The sequence below is a fragment of the Burkholderia sp. Ax-1724 genome, assembly GCF_011752995.1.
Taxonomy (GTDB): Bacteria; Pseudomonadota; Gammaproteobacteria; order Burkholderiales; family Burkholderiaceae; genus Paraburkholderia.
The window spans coordinates 1-20,624 of sequence record NZ_VWWL01000045.1; the positions used below are offsets into that span (position 1 = coordinate 1).

The window sequence follows — 20,624 nt, forward strand, 5'->3', positions numbered from 1 at the left end:
TGCCAAACTGTTCAAGCAGCTCGGCGGGAATTGCCGGCAGATCGGCCGGTGGGGTCTTTGGTTTGCGAGGCATATATTCTCCTGGGGAGCATCATATGCCTTGAACACGAAATTACTGACAGGCCCCGCGCTGTTGGCCATCAAGCATCAGCGTCAGCTTACCTATTTCGCGTGAGACGTCAGGAACGCGAGGACGTTTCAGGTGCCCCGAAAAGCAAGAAGCCCGCAAGAGCGGGCTTCTTCGCCAACATTATTCAGAAAAATGATCTGGATCTGGCCATGACACAGAATATACGTATTTGTATACGCAAAAACAGTAGATTTCTCAGGACGATGTCAGTACTGAATCGTCGCCTAAGGCAAGTCCGATCTGCTCGATGAATTAATCGGTGGCAAGGTCACGGGAAATTTAGAGGACGCATGGGGCAGGCGGCATCATTCGCGTGGCACCTTAAGGTTTAAGTCGACTGCTGAATACTTTTCGATACCTCACGGGCGATAGCGAATATTGCTTCTGGAACTGATGCCGCATGGCGGAGGTAGATGCATACCCAGCAATGCGCGCAATTTCTTCCATAGAAACATCGGTATTCTCGAGGAGATCTACCACCTTGGAAAGACGCTCGGCATTCAACCATTTCGCAGGGGATGCACCTACTGCTGTTTCGAAGCGCCGCAAGAATGTGCGTTTGCTCATTCCCGCCATTTCCGCCATGACAGTGATCGAGTAAGTCACGGTAAGATCAGAGCGTATTTTATCGAGCAGTGCTCCGAGTTTCCCGCTTTCATGCATGGGTGAAACAGCACGGTCGATAAATTGCGCTTGTCCACCGTCACGGTGTGGTTGCACGATCAGTCGACGCGCAACCATATTGGCTGCTTTGGTGCCGAAGTCGCGTCGAATCAGATGGAGGCAAAGATCGATTCCAGCCGCACCGCCTGCGGAAGTCAACACGTCGCCGTCATCGACATAGAGCACATCAGGCATGACGGTAACGTTAGGGTAACGCTCGGATAAGTACGGCGCGTCTTTCCAGTGAAGCGTCGCCTTGCGACCGCTGAGTAGTCCTGCAGCAGCCATGACCATGGCTCCCGAGCAGATCGACATGATGCGCGCGCCATTTCGATGTGCGGCGCGCAAAGCGTGGGTGAGATGGTCGGGTACGGGCACATCGAGTCCTTTCCATCCCGGAACGACGACTGTCCCGGCTTTCTCGATCAACCGGCAATCTCCATCAGCAAGAAAGCGAATTCCGGCCGTGCCACGCATAGGTCCCTGATCTACTGCAGCGACGGCGAACCGATACCAGTTCGCGCCCATTTCCGGGCGTTCGAGCCCGAATATTTCCACTGCGATAGCAAACTCGAACGTACATAGACCGTCGTACGCAACGACGACAACCAGAGGGTTCGGAAGCTCTGGCAGATCAACGGACATTGGCGTGAATCTGCCAAAATTTGGCACTAAGCTCACTTTTTTAATCTTCCTGCTGAGGATAAAATTATAAGAACGATATGTATAGAAAGTACTGCTTCCATTTAAGATTATTATGAATTCTAGTGGATAAAGGCTGATTGCACATTAATATTTTGAGATGGCGATGACTGGGTATGGTGGTTCATTGCATCACTTGTTTTTTTGTGCTTTCGGATTATCAGCTCTTAACATTGAAGGCGAGAATTCATTGGCTTAAAGATAAAAAATTGACGAATGGTGAGTGATGCCTTGGTCGTGTAATTAAAATGAAAAATATGATGCGACTGATCTTGCTGTAATCTTATTGATATGCAGGGGCATATTTTACATGCATAATCGTGCGGTCACTGTTTTAATGAGTTATTAGAATAATATATAAATAACTATTTCTATGGCCATAAAATGTGTCCCGAATTCGTTTTTATTTTTACAATAGTGATGGCTATGGGTCTGGCAGTCCTGATCGGGGTAAGAATAGGGCTTAGGCATTTGCGAAGGAAGACTTTCTCGCATGAAGCGACACGTCGGCTGGATCTTGCAATTGAAATGACGAGGCATGCCAGTTGCTGTCGATGCGCGCAGGCGCCGGTAGGATCGCCAAGCGCATGCGACCCGCATGAGGTTCATTGCGGGGGGGACACTGAGTTGGCATCGTCCGGTGAATCGAAGGCAAATATGCTAATTGTGCGCGCTCCAGGTACAAGGCTTCCTATCACATGAAGGGAAATATGTAATGCTCGCTCGTGGTTAAACCCGGTACTTGTCGTTTGCTTACTACTGGTTGCCAGCCTCGCGTCCTACACCGCTCTGGATTTGCCTTGGAGAATTGCTACCGCAAAGAGGCAAGCCGCATAGCGGTGGCTTGCCGGCGGCGCATTCGCATGCGCACTTCGTTGACATGCTGGCGTTCACCATGTCGATTCCGCAGGTCTGTGACCCGGCGATCACGCTGCTGTCGCCGCTGATCGCTATTGCGTCTTCGGCCTTCGCACTGCGGCTGGTCTGCCAGAAAACGCTGCCATGGTCGCGGCTCGGAGTCGGTGCGTTGCTGATGAGGCCAGCCATCCCCAGCACGCACTATACGGACATGGTCGCAATGCGCATGACTCCGGGTATCGAGTATGACTTGCTGCTCTTTGTACCGTCCGTCGTGATTGCTATCACCGCATCCGATGCAGCGCCGTGGACTGTGTTCCACCTGCGGCTGGAATCTTGGACCGCAGTACGGCAGCATATCTATGATGCGTGCCAGCACTATGACAGACAGCGGATCCAACAACGGAAAAACGGGAGTACAGCGTGAAAGGAATCGTCTTCAACCTGTTGGAAGAGCTGGTGCGCCGCGAGCACGGCGAGGACGCATGGGATGACCTGCTTGACGCGGCACACGTGCAAGGCGCCTATACGTCGCTCGGCAGTTATCCCGACGCGGAAATTGCGAGGTTGGTCGCGGCTGCCTCCGTACGACTGGCATTGCCGCCGGCAGACGTGCTTCACTGGTTCGGGCGTCAGGCGATGCCGCTGCTGGCGGAAAAATATTCGGTGTTCTTTGCTGGGCACAACACGACTCACAGCTTCGTGCTGACGCTGAACAGCATCATTCATCCGGAAGTATGCAAGCTGTATCCGGGTGCCGTCACACCCGTATTCGACTTCGACACCAGCACGCCGGGAGTGCTGACGATGGGTTACCGGTCGCCGCGCAGGCTGTGTGCGCTCGCACACGGCTTCATCGAGGGCGCGGCCGATCACTACGGGGAGCGCCTCGTATACCGCCACGTGCGCTGCATGCACCACGGCGATGACCAGTGCCTGTCTCACTTGCAGTTCGAGCCCCATTCACACTGAGTCGATGATGACGGAGTTCGTATCCATAGACGAGAAAATTGCACGCCTGACACGTCGGCTCGAACGCGAGCGCCAGGCGCGCGTAGAAGCCGAAGCGATTGCAGAGCGCGGTCTGCGCGAGCTGTACCAGCGGCAGCAGGAAATCGGCTTGCTGGAGACAGTCGCCACGGCCGCCAATCAGGCGTCCGGAATCGACGATGCGCTGTCGCTGGCGGTCCGTGAGATTTGCGGCTACACGCAGTGGCCGGTCGGACATGCGTTTCATGTACATCGCGATCACCGAGATGCGGTCCCGGCGCCCGTTCCGTCCCGAATCTGGCATCTTGCAGAGCCGTCGCGGTTCGAATCGTTTCGCGACGCGACCGTCGTGCTGTGGGATGCGGCAATGCACGGGCTGCCGGGCCGCGTGCTGGCGAGCGGCGCGCCGGCGTGGATCCCCGATGTCGCCGGCGATGCCGATTTCCCCCGCGCCGCTGCGGCCCGGGCGGCCGGGCTGTGTGCGGCGTTCGGATTTCCGGTGCTGGTGGATACCGAGGTGGTCGCGATTCTCGAATTCTTCTCCGAACAGGTGGCGGAGCCTGACGAGGTCCTACTGCGCGTGATGGCGCAGATCGGCACTCAGCTTGGCCGGGTGGTCGAGCGCCAGCGCGCCCGTGATCGGCTGCTGCACGAGGCGTTCCACGACGCACTGACGGGACTGGCGAACCGAGCACTCTTTCTCGAGCGGCTGGAGCTGGTACTGGACCACAGCCGTCACAACCCGGATTACCGCTTCGCGGTGCTATTCCTCGATCTGGACCGCTTCAAGTCAGTCAACGACAGTCTCGGGCACCTAGCCGGCGATGCCCTGATCGTCGAGACCGCGCGGCGGCTGTCGTCATGCCTGCGGCGCGACGACACGCTTGCGCGTGCCCCTCGGCTCACGCACGGAGAGAGGCTGTCGGCCGCCGATGAGGGCATGGTCGCCCGGCTGGGCGGCGACGAGTTCACCGTCCTGCTGGAGGGCATTCGCGACGCCAGCGCCGCAGTGCGCGTGGCCGAGCGTCTCCAGTGCGCGCTCGCGGCGCCCTTCGTGCTGGCCGGTCAGAAGTTGTTCACCTCGGCGAGTATCGGCATTGCGCTGAGCACGACGGGCTATGGCGCCGTGCATGACATCCTGCGCGATGCCGATATCGCGATGTACCGCGCGAAGGCAGGTGGCCGGGCCCGTCACGCAATGTTCGATGAGGCGATGGGCGCGCAGGCTAGCGCAGCGCTGAAGCTCGAGGCGGACTTGCGGGAGGCAATCGTCAACGGCGAATTCACTCTCGTCTACCAGCCCATTGTGTCGCTGCAGGACAGTGCGATCCACGGGTTCGAAGCATTGCTGCGCTGGCGCCACCCAACCCGCGGCATCATTTCTCCCGCAGCGTTTCTGCCAGTCGCCGAGGAAACCGGCCTGATCTGCATCATCGGCCGATGGGTGCTGGAAGAGGCCTGTCGGCAGCTCCGGCGCTGGCACGATGACTTCCCGTATCAGCCACTGCTAACCGTCAGCGTGAACGTATCAGCCAGTCAGTTCTCCGAAGCGGATTTCGTCAGCCATGTCGTGCAAACGTTGCGGACAACGGGTATCCCGTCGGGCTGCCTGAAGCTGGAACTCACGGAAAGCACAGCAATGGTGGATACCGGGCGCACCGTGGCGCAGCTTCTCGAACTACGTGCGCTGGGCATCCAGATCAGCCTCGACGACTTCGGTACCGGCTATTCGTCGCTTAGCTACCTGCGTCGCCTGCCGATTGACACGCTCAAGATCGACCGCTCGTTCGTCAGTGGCATTGAGACGAATCCGGAGAACCGGCATATCCTTGAGACGATCACGCTGCTGGCCCGCACGCTGGGGATGGAGGTGGTTGCAGAAGGCCCCGAGACCGCTGATGAGGTCGCGAGCCTCCGTGCGATCGAGTGCGGGTACGCACAGGGCTATTACTTCTATCGCCCCTTGGACCCGGCTGCTATCGCGACCGCCCTGCGCGCCCAGACCACCGAAAGCGGTTGCGACCGCACGCTCCACCCGAGCGCTGTAGGGCATGACCAACCAGCGAAAACATCATGAACGAACCTGTCCGTACGACAAGTGCTGAGGGCGCGAGCCATAAACTCAGACCGGATGACGTGCCAGTCGGTACACCGCTCGCGTGGCCAGTTGTCGATACCGATGGCGCTCTGCTGTTCGGGCAGGGGACGACACTCATCGATACGGCAGAGCGCGAGTTTCTGTTTAAAAACTTCCAGCCGCAGCGCGGCGATTTACCAGTTTCGCGTCCAGTTTCCGCCGCCGCCGGGCCAACTGCACACGTCGGGCAGCCGATCACGCCTGCTGAGATGAAACTAGGAATTGGTGCGCTGCTTGGACTGCGGCCGCAGATCGGCATGGGACGCGCGATGCATTCGAGCCGGGTGATCGGTTTCGCGCCGCATCAGGCGCTGTTCGTGACACCACCCTGGTCGGACGGCCAGCCGGTACCGCTCGCCCGGGGCGAACAGGTCGAGGTGGTCGCAATCGCCAGCCACGCGGTATTCTGGTTTGTCTGCACAGTGGACGCGGTGTGCCGGGACCCGTTCAGCTATCTCGTACTGTCGCCGCCAGGTACGATCCGGCGGCTGCGCGAGCGCCGCGCGCAGCGCGTACCTGTACGGCTGGCCGTGCGCTACGGCACCGATGTCGCCAGCGCCAGTTGCGACAGCGTGGGCGTCGCCCGTGATCTCAGCGTGCTCGGGATGTCGCTTGCAGCATCCCGTTCTCTCGGCGAGCCGGGTGAGCGCCTGTGCGTGGCGTTCCGGCTCCGCATGGATGACACCGACGTCGAGATCCAGACGGCCGCTGTTATCCGCAATGTGCATTGGGACGCGTCGAAGCCGGGCGATGAAACAATCCATGGCCTCGAGTTCGCATCGCTCCAACCGTCGCAGCAGACGGCACTGAAAAATTTCGTGTTCGACCGGCAGGACGTAGTCTCCGTGCATGGGCCGGGACTAACCGGATGACGCTGAAGGGCGTTGTCACGTTAGCGGGGTACTCGCCTGACATATAGCGCAATGGAGAAGACGAAATCGCGCTATCACAGTCACCGATTCTCGGTGGGCGTCATCTCTCAAATGATGCGCAGATATTTCCGGTTCCAGCTCAGCCCGCGCGATATCGAAGAGCTGCTGTTCGAACGTGGCGTGATCGTTAGCTATAAGACGATCGTTTCAACTGCCGCTTCACGCGGCTTCGGGGAAAACTGTAGTCGCCGATTCATGTCTGCAATGTACATATAGCGACGAATCAATTGACGGACCATAAATCACCGATGCAGAAGGCGATTTGATCGCTGCGCGCATGACAACATGATCGTTGATCACTCGAAGTTTTAGCTCAAGGTCTAACGCTTTGTTCGGGGTTGGAGTGGCGATCATGCGGGGCAGTGCGGCTGTGCCCCGCGGGCATCGTTGAAACTCAGGGTGCGGTGGGCTGCCAGGACGGATCAGGATCGAACGCCCTGATTGCCGCCGCGATGCGCGCGCCGTTCGGTCCGAGATTCTTCTGATACAGCTTGCCGTCCTGGTTGACGATGAAGCTCATCACACCGGTCTTGCCATAGTCGGCCGGCTACGCGATCAGAGCGAAGCCGCCTTTGAGCTGTCCGTTTCCGGCATAGCTGCGCGCGCCGCCCTCCGCATGCGGGCCCTGCGCCGTGAGGATGCGGAAGTGGTAGCCGTGATAACCCTCCTTCGGCGTCACCTTCGCGTCATGCGGCATGGTGGCCGCGAGCGGGTCGAGCGGGCTTTCGGTTTCGCCGGACCCGGCCGGCCAGTAGAGTCCGTCATGCGTGCCGGGCGTGCTCATGAAGCGTTGCGCGTAGTGTTGCATCATGCCGTGATACTCCTTCTGCGCATCGACATAGGCGAGCGAGGTGAGCATCGCGGCGCGCTCGTTGCGGCCGATGCGGCGTGTGAGGATCTCGCCCGCGTCCTCGCGCGGGTCGAAGCTCCAGCCGTGCGCGCCCTGCACGATCGGCGTCGCGTTTATTGCCGATAAACTGGGGCGCCGCAAGGTGTTCGTGGGTGCGCTGCTGTGTTACACCATCGCGGCAGCCATCATGTCGTTGCAGACGGACCCGGTCTGGATCGTGTTCTGGCGCGTGATCGCGGGCATCGTCGTGGGCGCCGAACTCGTCACGATCGACGCATACGTGTCGGAGTTTGTCCCGGCGCGCATCCGCGGGCGCGCGTTCGCCTTTCTCCAGACCATCCAGTACACGTCCATTCCCACTATCGCATTCCTTTCATGGCAACTGGTACCGATCGCACCGTTCGGATTCGACGGCTGGCGATGGGTGGTATGGATCGGTTGCGCGGGAGCGATTCTCGTCTGGATCGTGCGGCTCGGATTGCCGGAAAGTCCTCGCTGGCTGATCCAGCAAGGTCGTGGCGAGGAGGCCGCGAAGATCGTCGCACGGATCGAGGCGAAGATTAAAAAGATAACCGGTGAACCGTTGCCTCCGGTTCCTGCCACCGTACCGCCGGTCAAGGCAGTTGCGTCCGATGGAACCATCGGCTCGTGGTACGCCCGGTATCGCAAACGCACCATCGTGCTGCTCGTCTTCAATTTCTTTCAATTGATCGGATACTATGGATTTGCCAGCTGGGTACCGACGCTGCTTGCCGAGAAGGGCGTGGCGCTGACTCATAGCCTGATGTATTCCTTCATCATTGCGATTGCCAGTCCGTTGGGCCCGCTTGTCGCGATGCTATTCGCCGATCGCGTGGAGCGGAAATGGCTGATTGCAGGATCTGCCGCCAGCATGGCGGTCCTGGGAATCATCTTTGCCCAGCAACGCGATCCTGTGATCGTCGTCGCAATGGGGCTGTTGATGACGTTGGCTTTTTCATACAGGCCTTATCAGGCGGAGCTGTTTCCCACTCACATGCGTGCACGCGCTATCGGCATGGTCTATTCGGCCAGTCGTGTCAGTGCCATGTTGTCGGGGTTCCTGATTGCGTTCTTCCTCCGACACCTCGGTGTGCTGGGCGTATTCTCGCTCATCGCGGGTTCCATGCTGATCGTGTTCATTACGATCGGCGTTTTCGGCCCGCGTGTGCGCGGATTGAGTCTCGAACAGATTTCGCAGTGAACAGCTCCGGCAACTATCTCCCCGTTCGCGAGGCGTGGCTCGAATCCGGCGCTGAGGCCGCGCTCGAGCCCGACCTGCCCATCGTCGACGCGCACCATCACTTCTACGATCGCAAGGGATGGACTTACCTGCTCGACGAATATCTTGAAGATGCGCGGTCTGGACACAACATCACGGCGTCGGTTTATATGCAGGCGCTCACGCGCTATCGACGGTCGGGTCCCGAGGAGTTCTGGCCCGTGGGCGAAGTCGAGTACGTTGCTGAAGCGACTGCCCACATGCAAAACACAGGAATCCAGGTCGCAAAAGGTATCGTTGGTTATGTCGATCTTCGACGCGGTGCGGCGTTCGGGACGTAATCGAGAAAGAAGTTGAACGAAGCGACAGGCGTTTGCGCGGAGTGAGGCATCTGGTGGCCTGGGACCGTGACCCGACTCTCGTGAATCCGTTGTCCGCCGCGCCGCGCGGTCTGCTGCTCGATCCACACTATCGGGCAGGTGTGGTGCAACTGGGCTCGCTCGGTCTGTCTTACGATGCATGGCTCTTTTTTCCGCAACTTCCCGAAGTTTCGATCTGGCTAAGGCGCATCCGGATATTCCAGTCATCATCAATCACTGCGGCGGGGATCGTGCGAATATCCAGCTATCGCGATCGTCGCAAGGAAGTATTCGAGACTTGGGCGAGATCGATGCGGCAACTGGCTCGATTGCACAACGTGTATGTGAAGTTGGGCGGGTTGGGTATGCGTATCAACGGCTTCGACTTTGAAAAAGGCGAGCGTCCACCGTCGTCGCTGGAACTCGCGGAAACCTGGAAGCCGCGGATGCATACCTGTATCGAAGCTTTTGGCGTAAATCGCCGTATGTTCGAGAGCAATTTCCCGGTGGACAAGGGCTCTTATCCCTACAGCAACGGCTGGAATGCGTTCAAGCGGCTCACCAGGCAAGCCAGTGCGGAGGAACGCGCGGCCCTTTTCCGAGGCACTGCAACGACGGTCTATCGTCTGTCTTCGCCCGTGTAGACGCTGGAGGGAATGCGATTGCAGCTGCAGAATAGGACGCCAATCTTGGTCTGCCGGTAGCGTCCGCAGTGTCTGCGGAGCGCGTCATAGGCCGCAATCTGATCTTGTGCGACGAACTCTTACAGGGCGGTCAGAAGCCGGAACGTCCTTCGGTCAGCCGAAGGACGCAATGGTCGCGCTTTTAGCGGGGCGCCGTTGAGACATCCCTCAGTAACGCCGGATGTGCGATTACTGAACGACGTTGACCGGCCCGTGGTCGTCGCAATGATTGCCATGAGAATGATGGAGGTGATCGTCGACCAGATAGTCGACGTGATCGCCGTGAGGCACGGCTTCGTGTCCGCAACCAGGACCGTGCACGTGTCCCGGCGCGTGTCCACTGCATTGGTGATCGGGCGTGCAGCGATCCGGGTTGGTTGCGGTGACCTCCAGACGGTGTTCGTCCACGTGATCGCCATGCGGGTGATGGAGATGGCCGTCGTGGAGATAGTCAACGTGGTCTCCGTGCCGGATAGCCGTATGGCCGCAGGCCGGGCCATGCTGGTGATCATGATGGGCGTGATGCGGTTCATTGCAGGTTGTCATGGCTTTTCCTTCAGGATGTTGATGGACTATCCCTGCTCGGCGGCGTGTGCCAGCACGCTGTTGAGCAGTGTCAGAACGTGGTCGTCGGACAGGGCGTAAAAAACATGTTTCGCTTCCCGCCGCCGCTTCACGAGACGCGCGGCATACAGGACCTTCAGCCTCGCCGAGATACTTCCCAGCTTCGCTTGCTCGGCTTCAACCAGTTCCGTGACGTTTCGCTCGCCTCGCGACAGCAGAATGAGCAGCCGCAGTCGCGATGGATCGCGTAGTGCGTGAAACATCGTGCCCGCCACCTCAAGCTGGGCGGGTGAGGCGACGACGGTAGGTGGAGCAGAAACGCAGGGGCTACCGGTAGGTTTCATTCTCTATCATTCTAAAGTTTTATTGAATGATAGAAAGATTCACAGCTCTGTCAAGTGGACGCTGAACGGCGCGGCCTGACTGCCTGTGTCAGGATTCGGGATTTTCCACAATCCAAATTAATGCAACATGGTTGCGTTAACTGGTATATTGCAACTATGTTGCGATATTGATGATATTTGATATCGATCCGGATCTCCTGGCGACGGTCCTCTGCGAGGTCATGGATAGCTAGTTCGAGAGGGTGCGCGTCGATGTCACGACACAGAGGACCTGTCTGCCGGCGACGCACATCAGGACTTGGTGCTGATCGGCGTTGATATGGACGAGCTAGGATTGCGCCAGCACCTTGACGCCTGTCTGCTTACCGATGCGGAAATGGCTGAGGGTCCGCAGGCATGGACCCGGTACGACGATCCTTTCCCTGCATGGGGCGGCCGTCTACCCGAGGCAGAAGGTACGGCATGAGTCCGAGGCCTGACGCGGGCGCCGGCCGGGCATCGCGAAGACGGTGCAACTGCCGGATCCTGGGAAGCTGGATCAGCGAGATCAACGAAACGGGGAGTGTGCGATGGACATGATACCTGTCACCCTGCTGACGGGGTTTCTCGGCAGCGGCAAGACGACGATGCTGAACCGGCTGGTGCAGCAGCCGGAAATGGCGGATGCGCTGGTGCTGATCAACGAGTTCGGCGAGATCGGGCTCGACCACCTGCTCGTCGCGCACAGTCGTGAAGACATCGTGGTCGAGATGAGCAGCGGCTGCCTGTGCTGCACGATTCGCAGCGATCTGGTCCGCACGCTCAAGGACATCCACTGGCGGTTCGCGCGCGAGGGTCGCCGACAGTTCAGCCGCGTGGTGATCGAAACCACCGGGCTTGCGGATCCAGCGCCCATCGTGCATACCTTGGCGACACACCGCGACCTGCGGGATCGCTACCGGCTCGATGGGCTGGTGACGACGATTGACGTACGCAACGGCGAAGCGACGCTCGACGAACATGTCGAGGCGGTCAAGCAGGCCGCGATGGCCGACAGACTGCTGTTGACGAAGACGGATCTCGTGGATGCCGACGCATTGGAACGGCTCGCCAGCCGTCTGCATTCGATCAATCCGGCCGCGACGCTCATCCGTGTCAGCCATGGCGAACTGGCGGTGAGCCGGATACTGGATCTGGGTCTTTTCACGGCGGACGGCAAGATCGCGGACGTGGAACGCTGGCTTGCCGAGGAAAGATACCGTCAGGACGATGACGAGCATCTTCATGGAGAAGATCATCACGATCATGACCACGGTCATGACGATTCGCATGCGGAGGCACAAGGCCACGAACACGGTTATCGCGATGCACATCATGATGGTCATGCGCACACGTACCACCATCACGGGCACGGGCACGAACACGACGTCAACCGTCACGACGACCAGATCCGGGCGTTCTGCTTCACGGTCGACGAGCCGATTCCCGAGCAGGTGCTGACGGACTGGCTGGACGTTCTGCTGTCGCTGATGGGCCCTTCGATGCTGCGAATCAAGGGGATCCTGAACGTGCAGGGCGAGGACAGGCCGATTGTGATCCACGGCGTGCAGCACGTGTTCCATCCGCCTGTGCCGCTCGATGCGTGGCCGGGCGAGGACCGGCACTCGCGGATCGTCTTCATCACGCGCGCCGTCGAACGCGAAACGGTAGAAGAAACGTTCCGGCTGTTCAGCGAGGTGGGCGCGATCCGTGCACAGGAGGCCCGGTCCGGATGACGCTGCCTACCATCATGCTGTACAACACGCTGACCCGTAGCCGGGAGCCGTTGCGAACCGGTGTGCCGGACGCCGTCACAATGTACGTGTGCGGCCCGACGGTCTACAACTATGCGCATATTGGCAATGCCCGGCCGGCGGTCGTGTTCGACGTGCTCGCCCGATTGCTGCGCAGGCGTTACCGGTCCGTGCTGTATGCGCGCAACCTGACGGACGTCGACGACAAAATCAATGAGGCTGCGCGTCGCGACGGAGTACCGATCGCGAACGTCACGGCGCAGTACATCGATGCATACCATGCGGACATGCAGGCGCTGGGCGTTCTCCCGCCGGATATCGAACCGCGCGTGACCGCACATATTCCGGAGATCATCGCGCTCGTCGAGACTTTGATCGAACGTGGACATGCTTACGTCGCGCAGGGGCACGTGCTGTTCCACGTGCCGTCCTTTCCGGAATACGGCCGGCTGTCAGGGCGCCGCACGCAGGAGATGATGGCCGGCGCCCGCGTCGAGGTCGCGCCGTTCAAGCGCGATCCGCTCGACTTCGTGCTCTGGAAGCCTTCCACCGATGATCTGCCCGGCTGGGCCAGTCCGTGGGGCCGTGGGCGGCCGGGCTGGCACATCGAATGTTCGGCGATGATCGGACGTCATCTGGGCCGCACGGTCGACATTCACGGCGGTGGCCAGGATCTGATCTTTCCACACCACGAGAACGAGATCGCGCAGGGCGTCTGTGCCCACGGTGGCGAACCGTACTGCCGGATGTGGATGCACAACAGCTTCGTCACCGCCGACGGGCAGAAGATGTCGAAGTCGCTGGGCAACGTGCTGCTGGTGCGGGATCTGCTGGCACAGGCGCCAGGGGAGGCAATCCGGCTGGCATTGCTGTCGGCTCACTATCGCCATCCGCTGGACTGGAGTGCCCAGCGGCTCGATGCAGCCCGCAGGACGCTGCAGCGGGCCTATACGGCGCTTGCCACCGCTTCGCAGGTACCGGACGTGGAAGTCGAACCGGACAGCGAGGTGGAAGCGGCGCTGGCGAGCGATCTGAATGTGCCGCGCGCGATGGTTCGCCTGCATCAACTGGTGGCGGATCTGGAGAAGGCGGCAGACGGGCCGGCGCAGCAGGGCGCGAAGGCGCGGCTGCTGGCGTCCGGGCAACTGCTCGGTCTGCTACAGCAGGCGCCGGCGCAGGCGATGGACGCATTGCGCCGGCACGCCGGTGAACGGCACGCACCGGACGACGCATGGGTGGAATCGCATGTAGCCCGCCGTACCGAAGCACGCCGTCGGCGAGCCTTCTCCGAAGCCGATGCGCTGCGCGACGAACTGGTGCGCGCGGGTATTCAGATCGAGGATACGCTGCAGGGAACGGTCTGGTATCGGAGTCAAGGAGTACCGGCATGATCCGCAAGAATCCACGAGGTGATCTGCCGGTCGTCCACGAAAGTGCATTTGTCGATCCGACGGCCATTCTCTGCGGGAGGGTGATCGTTGAAGAGAACGTGTTCATCGGCCCGTATGCGGTGATCCGCGCGGACGAGACAGATGCCACGGGCGGCATGGAGCCGATCCATATCGGCGCGCACTCGAATATCCAGGACGGTGTCGTGATTCACTCGAAGTCCGGCGCCGCGGTGACGATCGGCTGTCATACGTCGATTGCTCACCGCGCGATCGTTCATGGCCCGTGCGAGGTCGGCGACCGGGTATTCATTGGCTTTAACAGCGTGCTGTTCAACTGCACGGTCGGCGAAGGCTGTGTCGTGCGCCACAACGCCGTGGTCGACGGTTGCAGCCTTCCGCCGGGCTTCTACGTGCCGTCCACGCAGCGCATCGGTCCGGGCACCAACCTGTCGGGCATTCCGAAGGTGACGGCGAGCGCATCCGAGTTTTCGGAGGACGTCGCCCAGACCAACGTGAAGCTCGTTCAGGGATACCGCCGCATCGCGAACGAACTCTGACATTACTGGAATTCCCATGCTTATCCGCAAGCTCTTTTCATTCGAAGGCGCACATGTTGTGCGGCATGCGTCGTCGCACCGTTGCGCGTGGTCGATCCATGGCCATTCATACCGGGTCGAGATTGTCCTGGAGGCCGATGCACTGGATCACGGCCAGATGGTCTATGACTTTGGCCTGCTCAAGGGTGAGGTCCGCGAGATCGTCGACGCGTTCGATCACACACTTGTGTTCTGGAACAGCGACGATCCGCAATACATCGCGATGTGCCGCAGTCATTCGCAGCGCTGGATCTCGCTGCCCGTATCGCCAAGCGCGGAGCAGCTCTCTCGCGTGTTCTTCGTGCTGGTCGATGCAGTGATGCGCGCGATGCCGATGCGTAACGGCGAGAAGGACGTGAGGGTCCACTCGGTCATTGTGCACGAGACGGCGACGGGCTACGCGCAGTGCTTCCGGCGCGATGCGTACAACGCGCGCATGGGACGGGTCAGTCCCGGTGCGATCGAATTCTCCGAGGCTGTGCGCCGCGAAGCGGCAAGCGGCATCGTCGACGAACTGGCGAGTGCCGCGGTGTGCGTGCCAGCATGCTGACGAGAACAATGGACGCGCTCGGGCGTCATGCCGACCTGCTCGTTCGAGGCGGCACGGTGGTGACGCCGCAAGGAAGTGGAAAGACGGACGTAGCCTGTGTGGACGGCCGCATCGTTTGCCTCGACGCGCATGGCTGGAGTGCGGACCAGATCATCGACGCGAATGGCCTGCATGTGCTGCCGGGCGTCATCGATACCCAGGTGCATTTCCGCGAGCCAGGCCTTGAGAACAAGGAGAACCTGGAAGCCGGCACACGCGGCGCGGTGCTGGGCGGCGTGACGGCGGTCTTCGAGATGCCGAACACCGACCCGCTGACGTTGTATCGAGCTGACCTCGAAAGGAAGAGTGCGGCAGCATCGGGCCGTGCCTGGTGCGACTTCGCGTTCTACGTGGGTGGCTCGGCACTCAACGCTGGCGAACTCGGCCATCTGGAGCGGTTGCCGGGATGTGTGGGCGTCAAGGTGTTCATGGGCAGCTCGTTCGGCGATCTGCTGGCGGACGACGATGCCGTGCTGCGCCGGATTCTCGCGCACGGCCGGCGGCGCGTGGCCGTTCATGCGGAGGATGAGGCGAGACTGCGTTCACGCAGACGGATCGCGGAGGCATCGGGCGACGTGCGGGATCATCCGCACTGGCGGGACGTGGAAAGCGCCCTCAATGCGACGCGCAGGATTGTCACGATGGCCGGCGAAACGGGACGGCCGCTGCATGTCCTGCATGTTTCGACGGCGGAGGAACTCGCGTTTCTGGCGTCGTACCGGAACCGGGTAACGGTCGAGGTGCTGCCGCACCACCTGACCCTGTGCGCGCCCGAATGCTACAAGCGGCTGGGCACGCTCGCGCAGATGAATCCACCCGTTCGCGACGCCCGGCACCGGGAAGCACTGTGGCACGCGCTGCGCGAAGGCAGGGTGGACGTGCTCGGCAGCGATCATGCGCCGCATACGCTGGAGGAAAAAGCGCGGCCGTATCCGCAGTCGCCCAGCGGCATGACGGGCGTGCAGACGCTCTTGCCGGTCATGCTGGACCACCTCAGCCACGGGCGATTGTCACTGCTGCGTCTCGTGGAGCTGACCAGCTCCGGTCCGGCGCGAGTGTTCGGAATTGAGGGGAAGGGACGGATCGCGGTGGGCTATGACGCCGACCTGACGCTGGTTGACCTGAAGGCGCAAAGGGAGATCACGAACCGGTGGATCGCCAGCGTCTGCGGGTGGACGCCGTACGACGGCCTGCACGTGACCGGCTGGCCAGTGGCCACGATCATCCGGGGTCACGTCGTGATGCGCGACGATGCCGTGCTGGCGCAGCCGGTGGGAAAGCCGGTCCGGTTCAGCGAGGAGATGGCCGTCACGTCGGCATGATGCCGACCGTCTCAAAGCCGTGTGGGATTGGACACGTCGCCGTAGACTGCAATCGGGTCGAAGGTCTTTGCACTTTCCGTGAAGCGCAGTGACGTATTCGGCAGATTGACTGCCCGGTAGAAGCAGCTATGGTAGCCAACATGGCAACTGGCGCCATTGCCGTCCACCTCGACGCGAATCCACAGCGCGTCCTGGTCATCGTCGATGCGCATCTCGACCACGCGCTGTGTGAGGCCACTCGTAGCGCCCTTGCGCCAGAGCAGCTCCCGACTGCGACTCCAGTAGTGGGCAATGCCCGTCTCGATCGTGCGCGCGAGTGCCTCACGGTTCATGTAGCCGACCATCAGGACATCAGCGCTTCCTGCATCGCTGACGACACAGGGGATCAGGCCGTCGGGGCCGAATTTGGGTGCGAACGAGTCGCCTTCCTCAACCTCGGCAACGGACGTACGGGGCGCAAAAGCAGACGGAGAAGTCATGGCGGCAGGGTTTCCAGAGAAGGGCAGTCTGGTGGGCGCGCGGGCGTCAGGTTTCACGCGTGAACGGATGTGTTTTCCAGGGCCCGGGAGAACCAGTCCAGCACACGCTGCCTGCGCGTTTCGCCGTACAGGCGCACAAACCGGTGCGTCTCGGCATGGTCTGCATCGCCGAGCACCGCCAGACGCTCGCGGATGAAACCGGGCATCAGCGGGATACCACACTCGTGCTCGATGCAGTGCTGCCAGGCATCGAAAGTCTGCGGGATCGGTGCAGTCATGGGTACTCCTTGTACTCGAACAGGGCTTCATGTTAGCGAGGTCAACCCATTAATGCAACACAGTTGCGTTAATGGGTTGATATCCGCAGCGGTGCTGGATACTGGGAATATGCTGATCAACGTCTGCGCTGGCAGGTCTGGTACGAAGGCGACAACGGGGCAGACCATGCGTGGCTACGCGGTATTCACGCGCCTTCGAGAAAGACGACGCGCGCGATGGCAGTGACGGTCAATGCCGCGCGGTGAGGAGCGTCGGGGCGCCGGTTCCGGTGCCTCAGCAGCGGGCGGTTGTTCCAGCCTGTGGGTTACGTGCTGTGGCTCGAGCAGTCCCGGCAGGTGCCGTGGATGGTGACGGCGGAGTTCGTGCTGTGTACGCCACGGCGACTCAGCTTGCGCTCGATGCGCGCCAGTACACCGGCCAATTCCGGATCCGCGGGTAGTGCGGAAATACTGTGGCACTGGTCGCACTCGAAATAGCCGCTCGCGCCCTGGCGCTGTGCGAGCGCATGGCGCCAGGTGCGGTCCGATCCCTGGAGACGGATGAGCAGCCCGGCTGTGGTGAGCCGGTCGAGAATCCGGTACAGCGTCACGCGGTCTACCTTTTCTCCGTTTGTTGTGGCGGCCAGATCCCGCGCGAGTTCATCGTGTGACCGCGGCAGGTCGATCCGTTCGAGGCATTCGAGCACGGCAACGCTGAGTGCCGTCGAGCGCAGTCCCGCCTCCCGCAGCCGGGAAGGCCAGTCGGTAACAGGTTGCGGCGCGGACGGACGGGCAGGGCGGCGGGTCGGCATGGATAAAGGTAACAGGATACGGGCTGATAGCGAAATCATACATCGTCACGCCGGCGGAGCGGGGAAGGCTATCGTCAGGCAGCGGGGTCGGGTTACGCACCAGCGTCCTGAATGATTCGAGGTCGGTAGCCATGCCTTGCTGTCCAGGTATATCCGAATTCATGGCCTGGTTCATCGTGTAGTGTCATGACGCGATCGGCGCCAGCATCGTATGCCGGCAATTCCACGAACGGCAACGGCACAGGTAATTGCGGCGGTCTTCGTCCGTGGCCGGGCGATCGAGCTGGAGACGGTAGTCGAAGCTCAGTTCCTCGCCTGTGCGGATTCCGCGTTTCGCGTGGAGATACACACGCAGGACACCCTCACGGCCGCGTTCCTGGGGGCACAGCGGTGATTGATCCAGCGGGCCGCGTTGCCACCGTTGCGCGCATCGATGCAGTAGCGACCGTCGCTCAGGGCAAACAAAAACGTGTGAAACGGATTTTCGGGATTCGCGGGATGCTGGCGCAGCGCCGTGATGTGGGTGATCCGCGCACCCTTGTACTCGATGATGCGTGTACCCCGTGGAATGTCGACAAGGGCAAAAACACCCTTGCCGTGGATGGGACTGCGCCGGACCCTAGATTCGACGGGGCATGGGAGAAGGTGGGCTGACGTAACGTGATCTTTGCTGACAGTACACGCCGTCGGCGGATATTAATGCAACAATGTTGCATTAAAGTTTGATCATGAAAAGGACAATACGGCTGGCTGCCAATATGACCGTCACCGGATCGGTCCTGCGTTCGCTGATCTGGCGTTATGCGAATCATTCTGGGGCTCTGCCGCGAGAATGTGCAGCCGGATCCTGCCGGCCATGATCGCGATGGTTGCCCTGGCCATGTGCAGCGGAAATGCGAGCGCCGTATCGCCAGGCGAGATCAAGGCAATTGGCGTGGAGAACGAGTATGCCGACCTGATTTCGCAGATCGGCGGCAAGTACGTCCAGGTGATGGCGATCGAGACGGATCCGAACACCGAGTGCATACGACTTCAGTGAGGGGAACGAGATGCGGGGGATTCCACCAGTGTGTGTCGACGAGGCGAAAGCGAGCCTGCTCGCCGAGGTGTGCGCCGATTTCGGTTATGGGGATGACAGACGTATTGCTCGCAAGAATCGATCAGTGCACAGTGAGTACGTTCTTGGAGTTCGAACTTCAATGTACTCAAAAACGTACTCATTTAACGACGGCTTATCCTTTAAAGTGTGAATCTGCCGGTGCCTGGAATGCAAAAAAGCCCACTAAAAAGTCGGCCTTGAACAATTCGTTTCGGCGCGCGGATGCGGTCAGGCTGCCGACGGCATAACGGTTTTGAAGCCGAGCGACGCGACGAGAATCAGCGCGTAAAAAAGCCGCAGCTTCCGGAGAATCATCCTCAGGTTGTGGCCTGCGCCGCACCGCATGGATCGCATCACCCAGCGTCCCTTTCAACCAGTTCCGATCGAGCTTGCCGTCGGCCTTCATATGACCGATAACTGGCTCGATCGCGCTGCGTCGCCGGATCATCGCGCGCAGGCCGCGCGTGATGCCACGTCGCAAACCCGGGTGATAGACCTTTACGCCATCGACGGCAACGCCCTTATAGCCGTGGTCGACGACGGCGATCTCCGCTTGAACGTCGCTCAGGATCGCCGCCTGTTCCAAGGCTTCGGCCAGCGTATGCCCGTCGTACGGATTGCCCGGCATCGAGCGCGCTCCCACCACCAGGCCCTCCCGGTGCGTCGTCGTGATCGACACCTTGACACCGAATTCGTAGGGCTTGCGCGCTTTGCCCTTCGCCGGGCACTCGACTTCCGGCGAGTGCAGCGCGTACAGCTTGTTCTTGTCCTTTTGCTTCTGCGACAGAATCCGCTTCGTGCGGCCGATCAGGTCTTCCAGTGCCGCGCGGCTTTGCTGCGCGACGTCATCGAGTTGCCGTTCGACGTCACGCATTACACGGCCCACACGCGAACGCAAAGTCCGCAGCGCCTTCCTCATCCGCTTGTACTGCTTCGCGTGTGCGTAGCGACCAATCTGGCTCTCCAGACGGGGCGCCTCGCGGTTGTAGTTCTGCCGCAGCTTCAGACCGTGCCGGGCGGCTGCCTTCACCAGATGTTCACGGCAGCGCTCCAGCAGGCGCGAATCGGTCGGATGCGCGATTGCCTTCTCCATCACCGTCGTGTCGACAATCACGTGCTTCAGGCTTGCGCTCTTGATGACGTTCGCCCGTTTCGCCACTTCGATCGTCTCCGCCAGCAGTTCTTCAACGCCGGCTTCACCGAGCCGCTTGCGCCAGCGCGTCAGACTCGACGGATCGATCGGTGGCTTCGTTTGCAGGTACGTCTCGCCGGTGAACACCTGCCAATACGGATTCTCGAGCCATTGCCAGACCACGTCTTCGTCCGACAGGTCGAATGCGTGCTGCAAGTACAGCAGTCCCGCAATCAGGCGCGGCGAGGTCGCCGGCCGGCCCCGCTGCGAGACAAAGCTCGCGCTCATCGCCGTGCCCAACCGATCCCAGTCGATCAGATCGGTCAACCGCACCAGCGGATGCTTCAAGTTGATCTGCTCGCGCAGCGGTTGGCGGAAGAAATCTCCCTCGGTCACAGGCGTCTTCGGACCCATCCAAACCTCGTCGAAATTTGCAGGAAACTCGCACCAATATGCCTGTGCCTTGCAAATCCCACAACACCGTTTCAGCTCATCAGCCTTGATGCATAGGCTTCGGCAGATTATTCAGGGCCGACTAAAAAGCGGGCTTTTTTGCATACATAAACTGACCAAATGATCTAGTGCTAATTTTATGGCGCCTAGAGCGTGTTAGGCACTTTGTGCCAAACCTGGTAACCTGGCGCAATGCCAGAACGCAAACCGTACCCAACAGATGTATCGGACGAGGAGTGGAGCTTTGCCGCTCCGTACCTCGTCCTGATG

At 60.5% G+C, this 20,624-nt stretch carries 19 protein-coding genes and 5 pseudogenes; 16 read left to right on the forward strand and 8 right to left on the reverse strand.

Features of this window, described 5'->3' with window-relative positions; all coding sequences use genetic code 11:
• Positions 1-451 precede the first annotated feature (451 nt).
• A complete protein-coding gene (gene ftrA / locus F3J19_RS31765) occupies positions 452-1,438 on the reverse strand; it encodes a transcriptional regulator FtrA (protein WP_167050390.1) in 987 nt (328 codons plus the stop codon).
• A 952-nt stretch (positions 1,439-2,390) separates the two neighbouring features.
• Between ftrA and F3J19_RS31770 the strand changes: the two genes are divergently transcribed.
• The 5 genes and pseudogenes from F3J19_RS31770 to F3J19_RS31790 form a co-directional block, all read left to right on the forward strand.
• Entirely contained in the window at positions 2,391-2,780 is a 390-nt protein-coding gene (locus F3J19_RS31770) for an MHYT domain-containing protein (protein WP_345889864.1), read from the forward strand.
• A complete protein-coding gene (locus F3J19_RS31775) occupies positions 2,777-3,325 on the forward strand; it encodes a heme NO-binding domain-containing protein (protein ID WP_167050391.1) in 549 nt (182 codons plus the stop codon). The genes F3J19_RS31770 and F3J19_RS31775 overlap by 4 nt, the downstream gene beginning before the upstream one ends.
• 4 nt (positions 3,326-3,329) lie before the next feature.
• Complete coding sequence (locus F3J19_RS31780) at positions 3,330-5,420, forward strand: GGDEF domain-containing protein (RefSeq protein WP_167050392.1); 2,091 nt, start codon at positions 3,330-3,332, stop codon at positions 5,418-5,420.
• On the forward strand, positions 5,417-6,352 hold the full coding sequence (locus F3J19_RS31785; protein WP_167050393.1) for a flagellar brake protein: 936 nt from the start codon (positions 5,417-5,419) through the stop codon (positions 6,350-6,352). The genes F3J19_RS31780 and F3J19_RS31785 overlap by 4 nt, the downstream gene beginning before the upstream one ends.
• Before the next feature lie 51 nt (positions 6,353-6,403).
• A pseudogene (locus F3J19_RS31790) lies at positions 6,404-6,556 on the forward strand (IS6 family transposase); the annotation flags it as partial.
• 250 nt (positions 6,557-6,806) lie between these two features.
• Here F3J19_RS31790 and F3J19_RS31795 read toward each other — a convergent pair.
• Positions 6,807-7,367, reverse strand: a pseudogene (locus F3J19_RS31795) (DUF2950 family protein); the annotation flags it as partial.
• Between F3J19_RS31795 and F3J19_RS31800 the strand changes: the two are divergent.
• The 10 genes and pseudogenes from F3J19_RS31800 (at position 7,294) to F3J19_RS31840 (ending at position 16,122) form a co-directional block, all read left to right on the forward strand.
• Positions 7,294-8,484, forward strand: a complete 1,191-nt coding sequence (locus F3J19_RS31800) for an MFS transporter (protein ID WP_167050394.1) — start codon at positions 7,294-7,296, stop codon at positions 8,482-8,484. The pseudogene F3J19_RS31795 and the gene F3J19_RS31800 sit on opposite strands and share 74 nt — an antisense overlap.
• On the forward strand, positions 8,481-8,843 hold the full coding sequence (locus F3J19_RS33125; RefSeq protein WP_345889865.1) for a hypothetical protein: 363 nt from the start codon (positions 8,481-8,483) through the stop codon (positions 8,841-8,843). Before F3J19_RS31800 ends, F3J19_RS33125 begins: the two co-directional genes overlap by 4 nt.
• Before the next feature lie 53 nt (positions 8,844-8,896).
• On the forward strand, positions 8,897-9,505 hold the full coding sequence (locus F3J19_RS33130; RefSeq protein ID WP_345889866.1) for an amidohydrolase family protein: 609 nt from the start codon (positions 8,897-8,899) through the stop codon (positions 9,503-9,505).
• Between the two features lie 279 nt (positions 9,506-9,784).
• Positions 9,785-10,189 (forward strand): hypothetical protein, encoded by a 405-nt coding sequence (locus F3J19_RS32470; RefSeq protein ID WP_205193434.1) that lies wholly within the window; start codon positions 9,785-9,787, stop codon positions 10,187-10,189.
• Between the two features lie 543 nt (positions 10,190-10,732).
• Positions 10,733-10,918 (forward strand): annotated as a pseudogene (locus tag F3J19_RS31815) (hypothetical protein); the annotation flags it as partial.
• 103 nt (positions 10,919-11,021) lie between these two features.
• A complete protein-coding gene (locus F3J19_RS31820; protein ID WP_167050395.1) occupies positions 11,022-12,206 on the forward strand; it encodes a GTP-binding protein in 1,185 nt (394 codons plus the stop codon).
• A complete protein-coding gene (gene cysS, locus F3J19_RS31825) occupies positions 12,203-13,615 on the forward strand; it encodes a cysteine--tRNA ligase (RefSeq protein WP_167050396.1) in 1,413 nt (470 codons plus the stop codon). The genes F3J19_RS31820 and cysS overlap by 4 nt, the downstream gene beginning before the upstream one ends.
• The gene (locus F3J19_RS31830; RefSeq protein WP_167050397.1) at positions 13,612-14,172 is read left to right on the forward strand and encodes a carbonate dehydratase; all 561 of its coding nucleotides are present in this window, start codon (positions 13,612-13,614) and stop codon (positions 14,170-14,172) included. Before cysS ends, F3J19_RS31830 begins: the two co-directional genes overlap by 4 nt.
• A gap of 16 nt (positions 14,173-14,188) precedes the next feature.
• Positions 14,189-14,761 carry a 6-carboxytetrahydropterin synthase gene (locus F3J19_RS31835; RefSeq protein ID WP_167050398.1) on the forward strand — a complete coding sequence of 191 codons (573 nt, stop codon included), beginning with the start codon at positions 14,189-14,191 and terminating at the stop codon, positions 14,759-14,761.
• Positions 14,762-14,769: 8 nt separating this feature from the next.
• The gene (locus F3J19_RS31840) at positions 14,770-16,122 is read left to right on the forward strand and encodes a dihydroorotase (RefSeq protein WP_240159392.1); all 1,353 of its coding nucleotides are present in this window, start codon (positions 14,770-14,772) and stop codon (positions 16,120-16,122) included.
• A gap of 11 nt (positions 16,123-16,133) precedes the next feature.
• Here F3J19_RS31840 and hisI read toward each other — a convergent pair whose 3' ends face one another.
• From hisI to F3J19_RS32900, 4 genes are all read right to left on the reverse strand, one after another.
• Positions 16,134-16,601: a phosphoribosyl-AMP cyclohydrolase gene (gene hisI / locus F3J19_RS31845; RefSeq protein ID WP_167050400.1), complete on the reverse strand. Its 468-nt coding sequence runs from the start codon at positions 16,599-16,601 to the stop codon at positions 16,134-16,136.
• A 53-nt stretch (positions 16,602-16,654) separates the two neighbouring features.
• Entirely contained in the window at positions 16,655-16,879 is a 225-nt protein-coding gene (locus tag F3J19_RS31850) for a hypothetical protein (RefSeq protein WP_167050401.1), read from the reverse strand.
• A gap of 305 nt (positions 16,880-17,184) precedes the next feature.
• On the reverse strand, positions 17,185-17,709 hold the full coding sequence (locus F3J19_RS31855; RefSeq protein WP_167050403.1) for a transcriptional repressor: 525 nt from the start codon (positions 17,707-17,709) through the stop codon (positions 17,185-17,187).
• Positions 17,710-17,973: 264 nt separating this feature from the next.
• A complete protein-coding gene (locus F3J19_RS32900; RefSeq protein WP_345891082.1) occupies positions 17,974-18,273 on the reverse strand; it encodes an SET domain-containing protein-lysine N-methyltransferase in 300 nt (99 codons plus the stop codon).
• A 253-nt stretch (positions 18,274-18,526) separates the two neighbouring features.
• Between F3J19_RS32900 and F3J19_RS32905 the strand changes: the two genes are divergently transcribed.
• The gene (locus tag F3J19_RS32905; protein ID WP_240159394.1) at positions 18,527-18,709 is read left to right on the forward strand and encodes a hypothetical protein; all 183 of its coding nucleotides are present in this window, start codon (positions 18,527-18,529) and stop codon (positions 18,707-18,709) included.
• Between the two features lie 25 nt (positions 18,710-18,734).
• On the opposite strand, the pseudogene F3J19_RS33135 reads toward F3J19_RS32905, so the two are convergent.
• Both F3J19_RS33135 and F3J19_RS31870 read right to left on the reverse strand, forming a co-directional pair.
• Positions 18,735-18,827 (reverse strand): annotated as a pseudogene (locus F3J19_RS33135) (3-hydroxyacyl-CoA dehydrogenase family protein); the annotation flags it as partial.
• A 170-nt stretch (positions 18,828-18,997) separates the two neighbouring features.
• Positions 18,998-20,315, reverse strand: a pseudogene (locus tag F3J19_RS31870) (IS5 family transposase).
• Between the last annotated feature and the right edge of the window lie 309 nt (positions 20,316-20,624).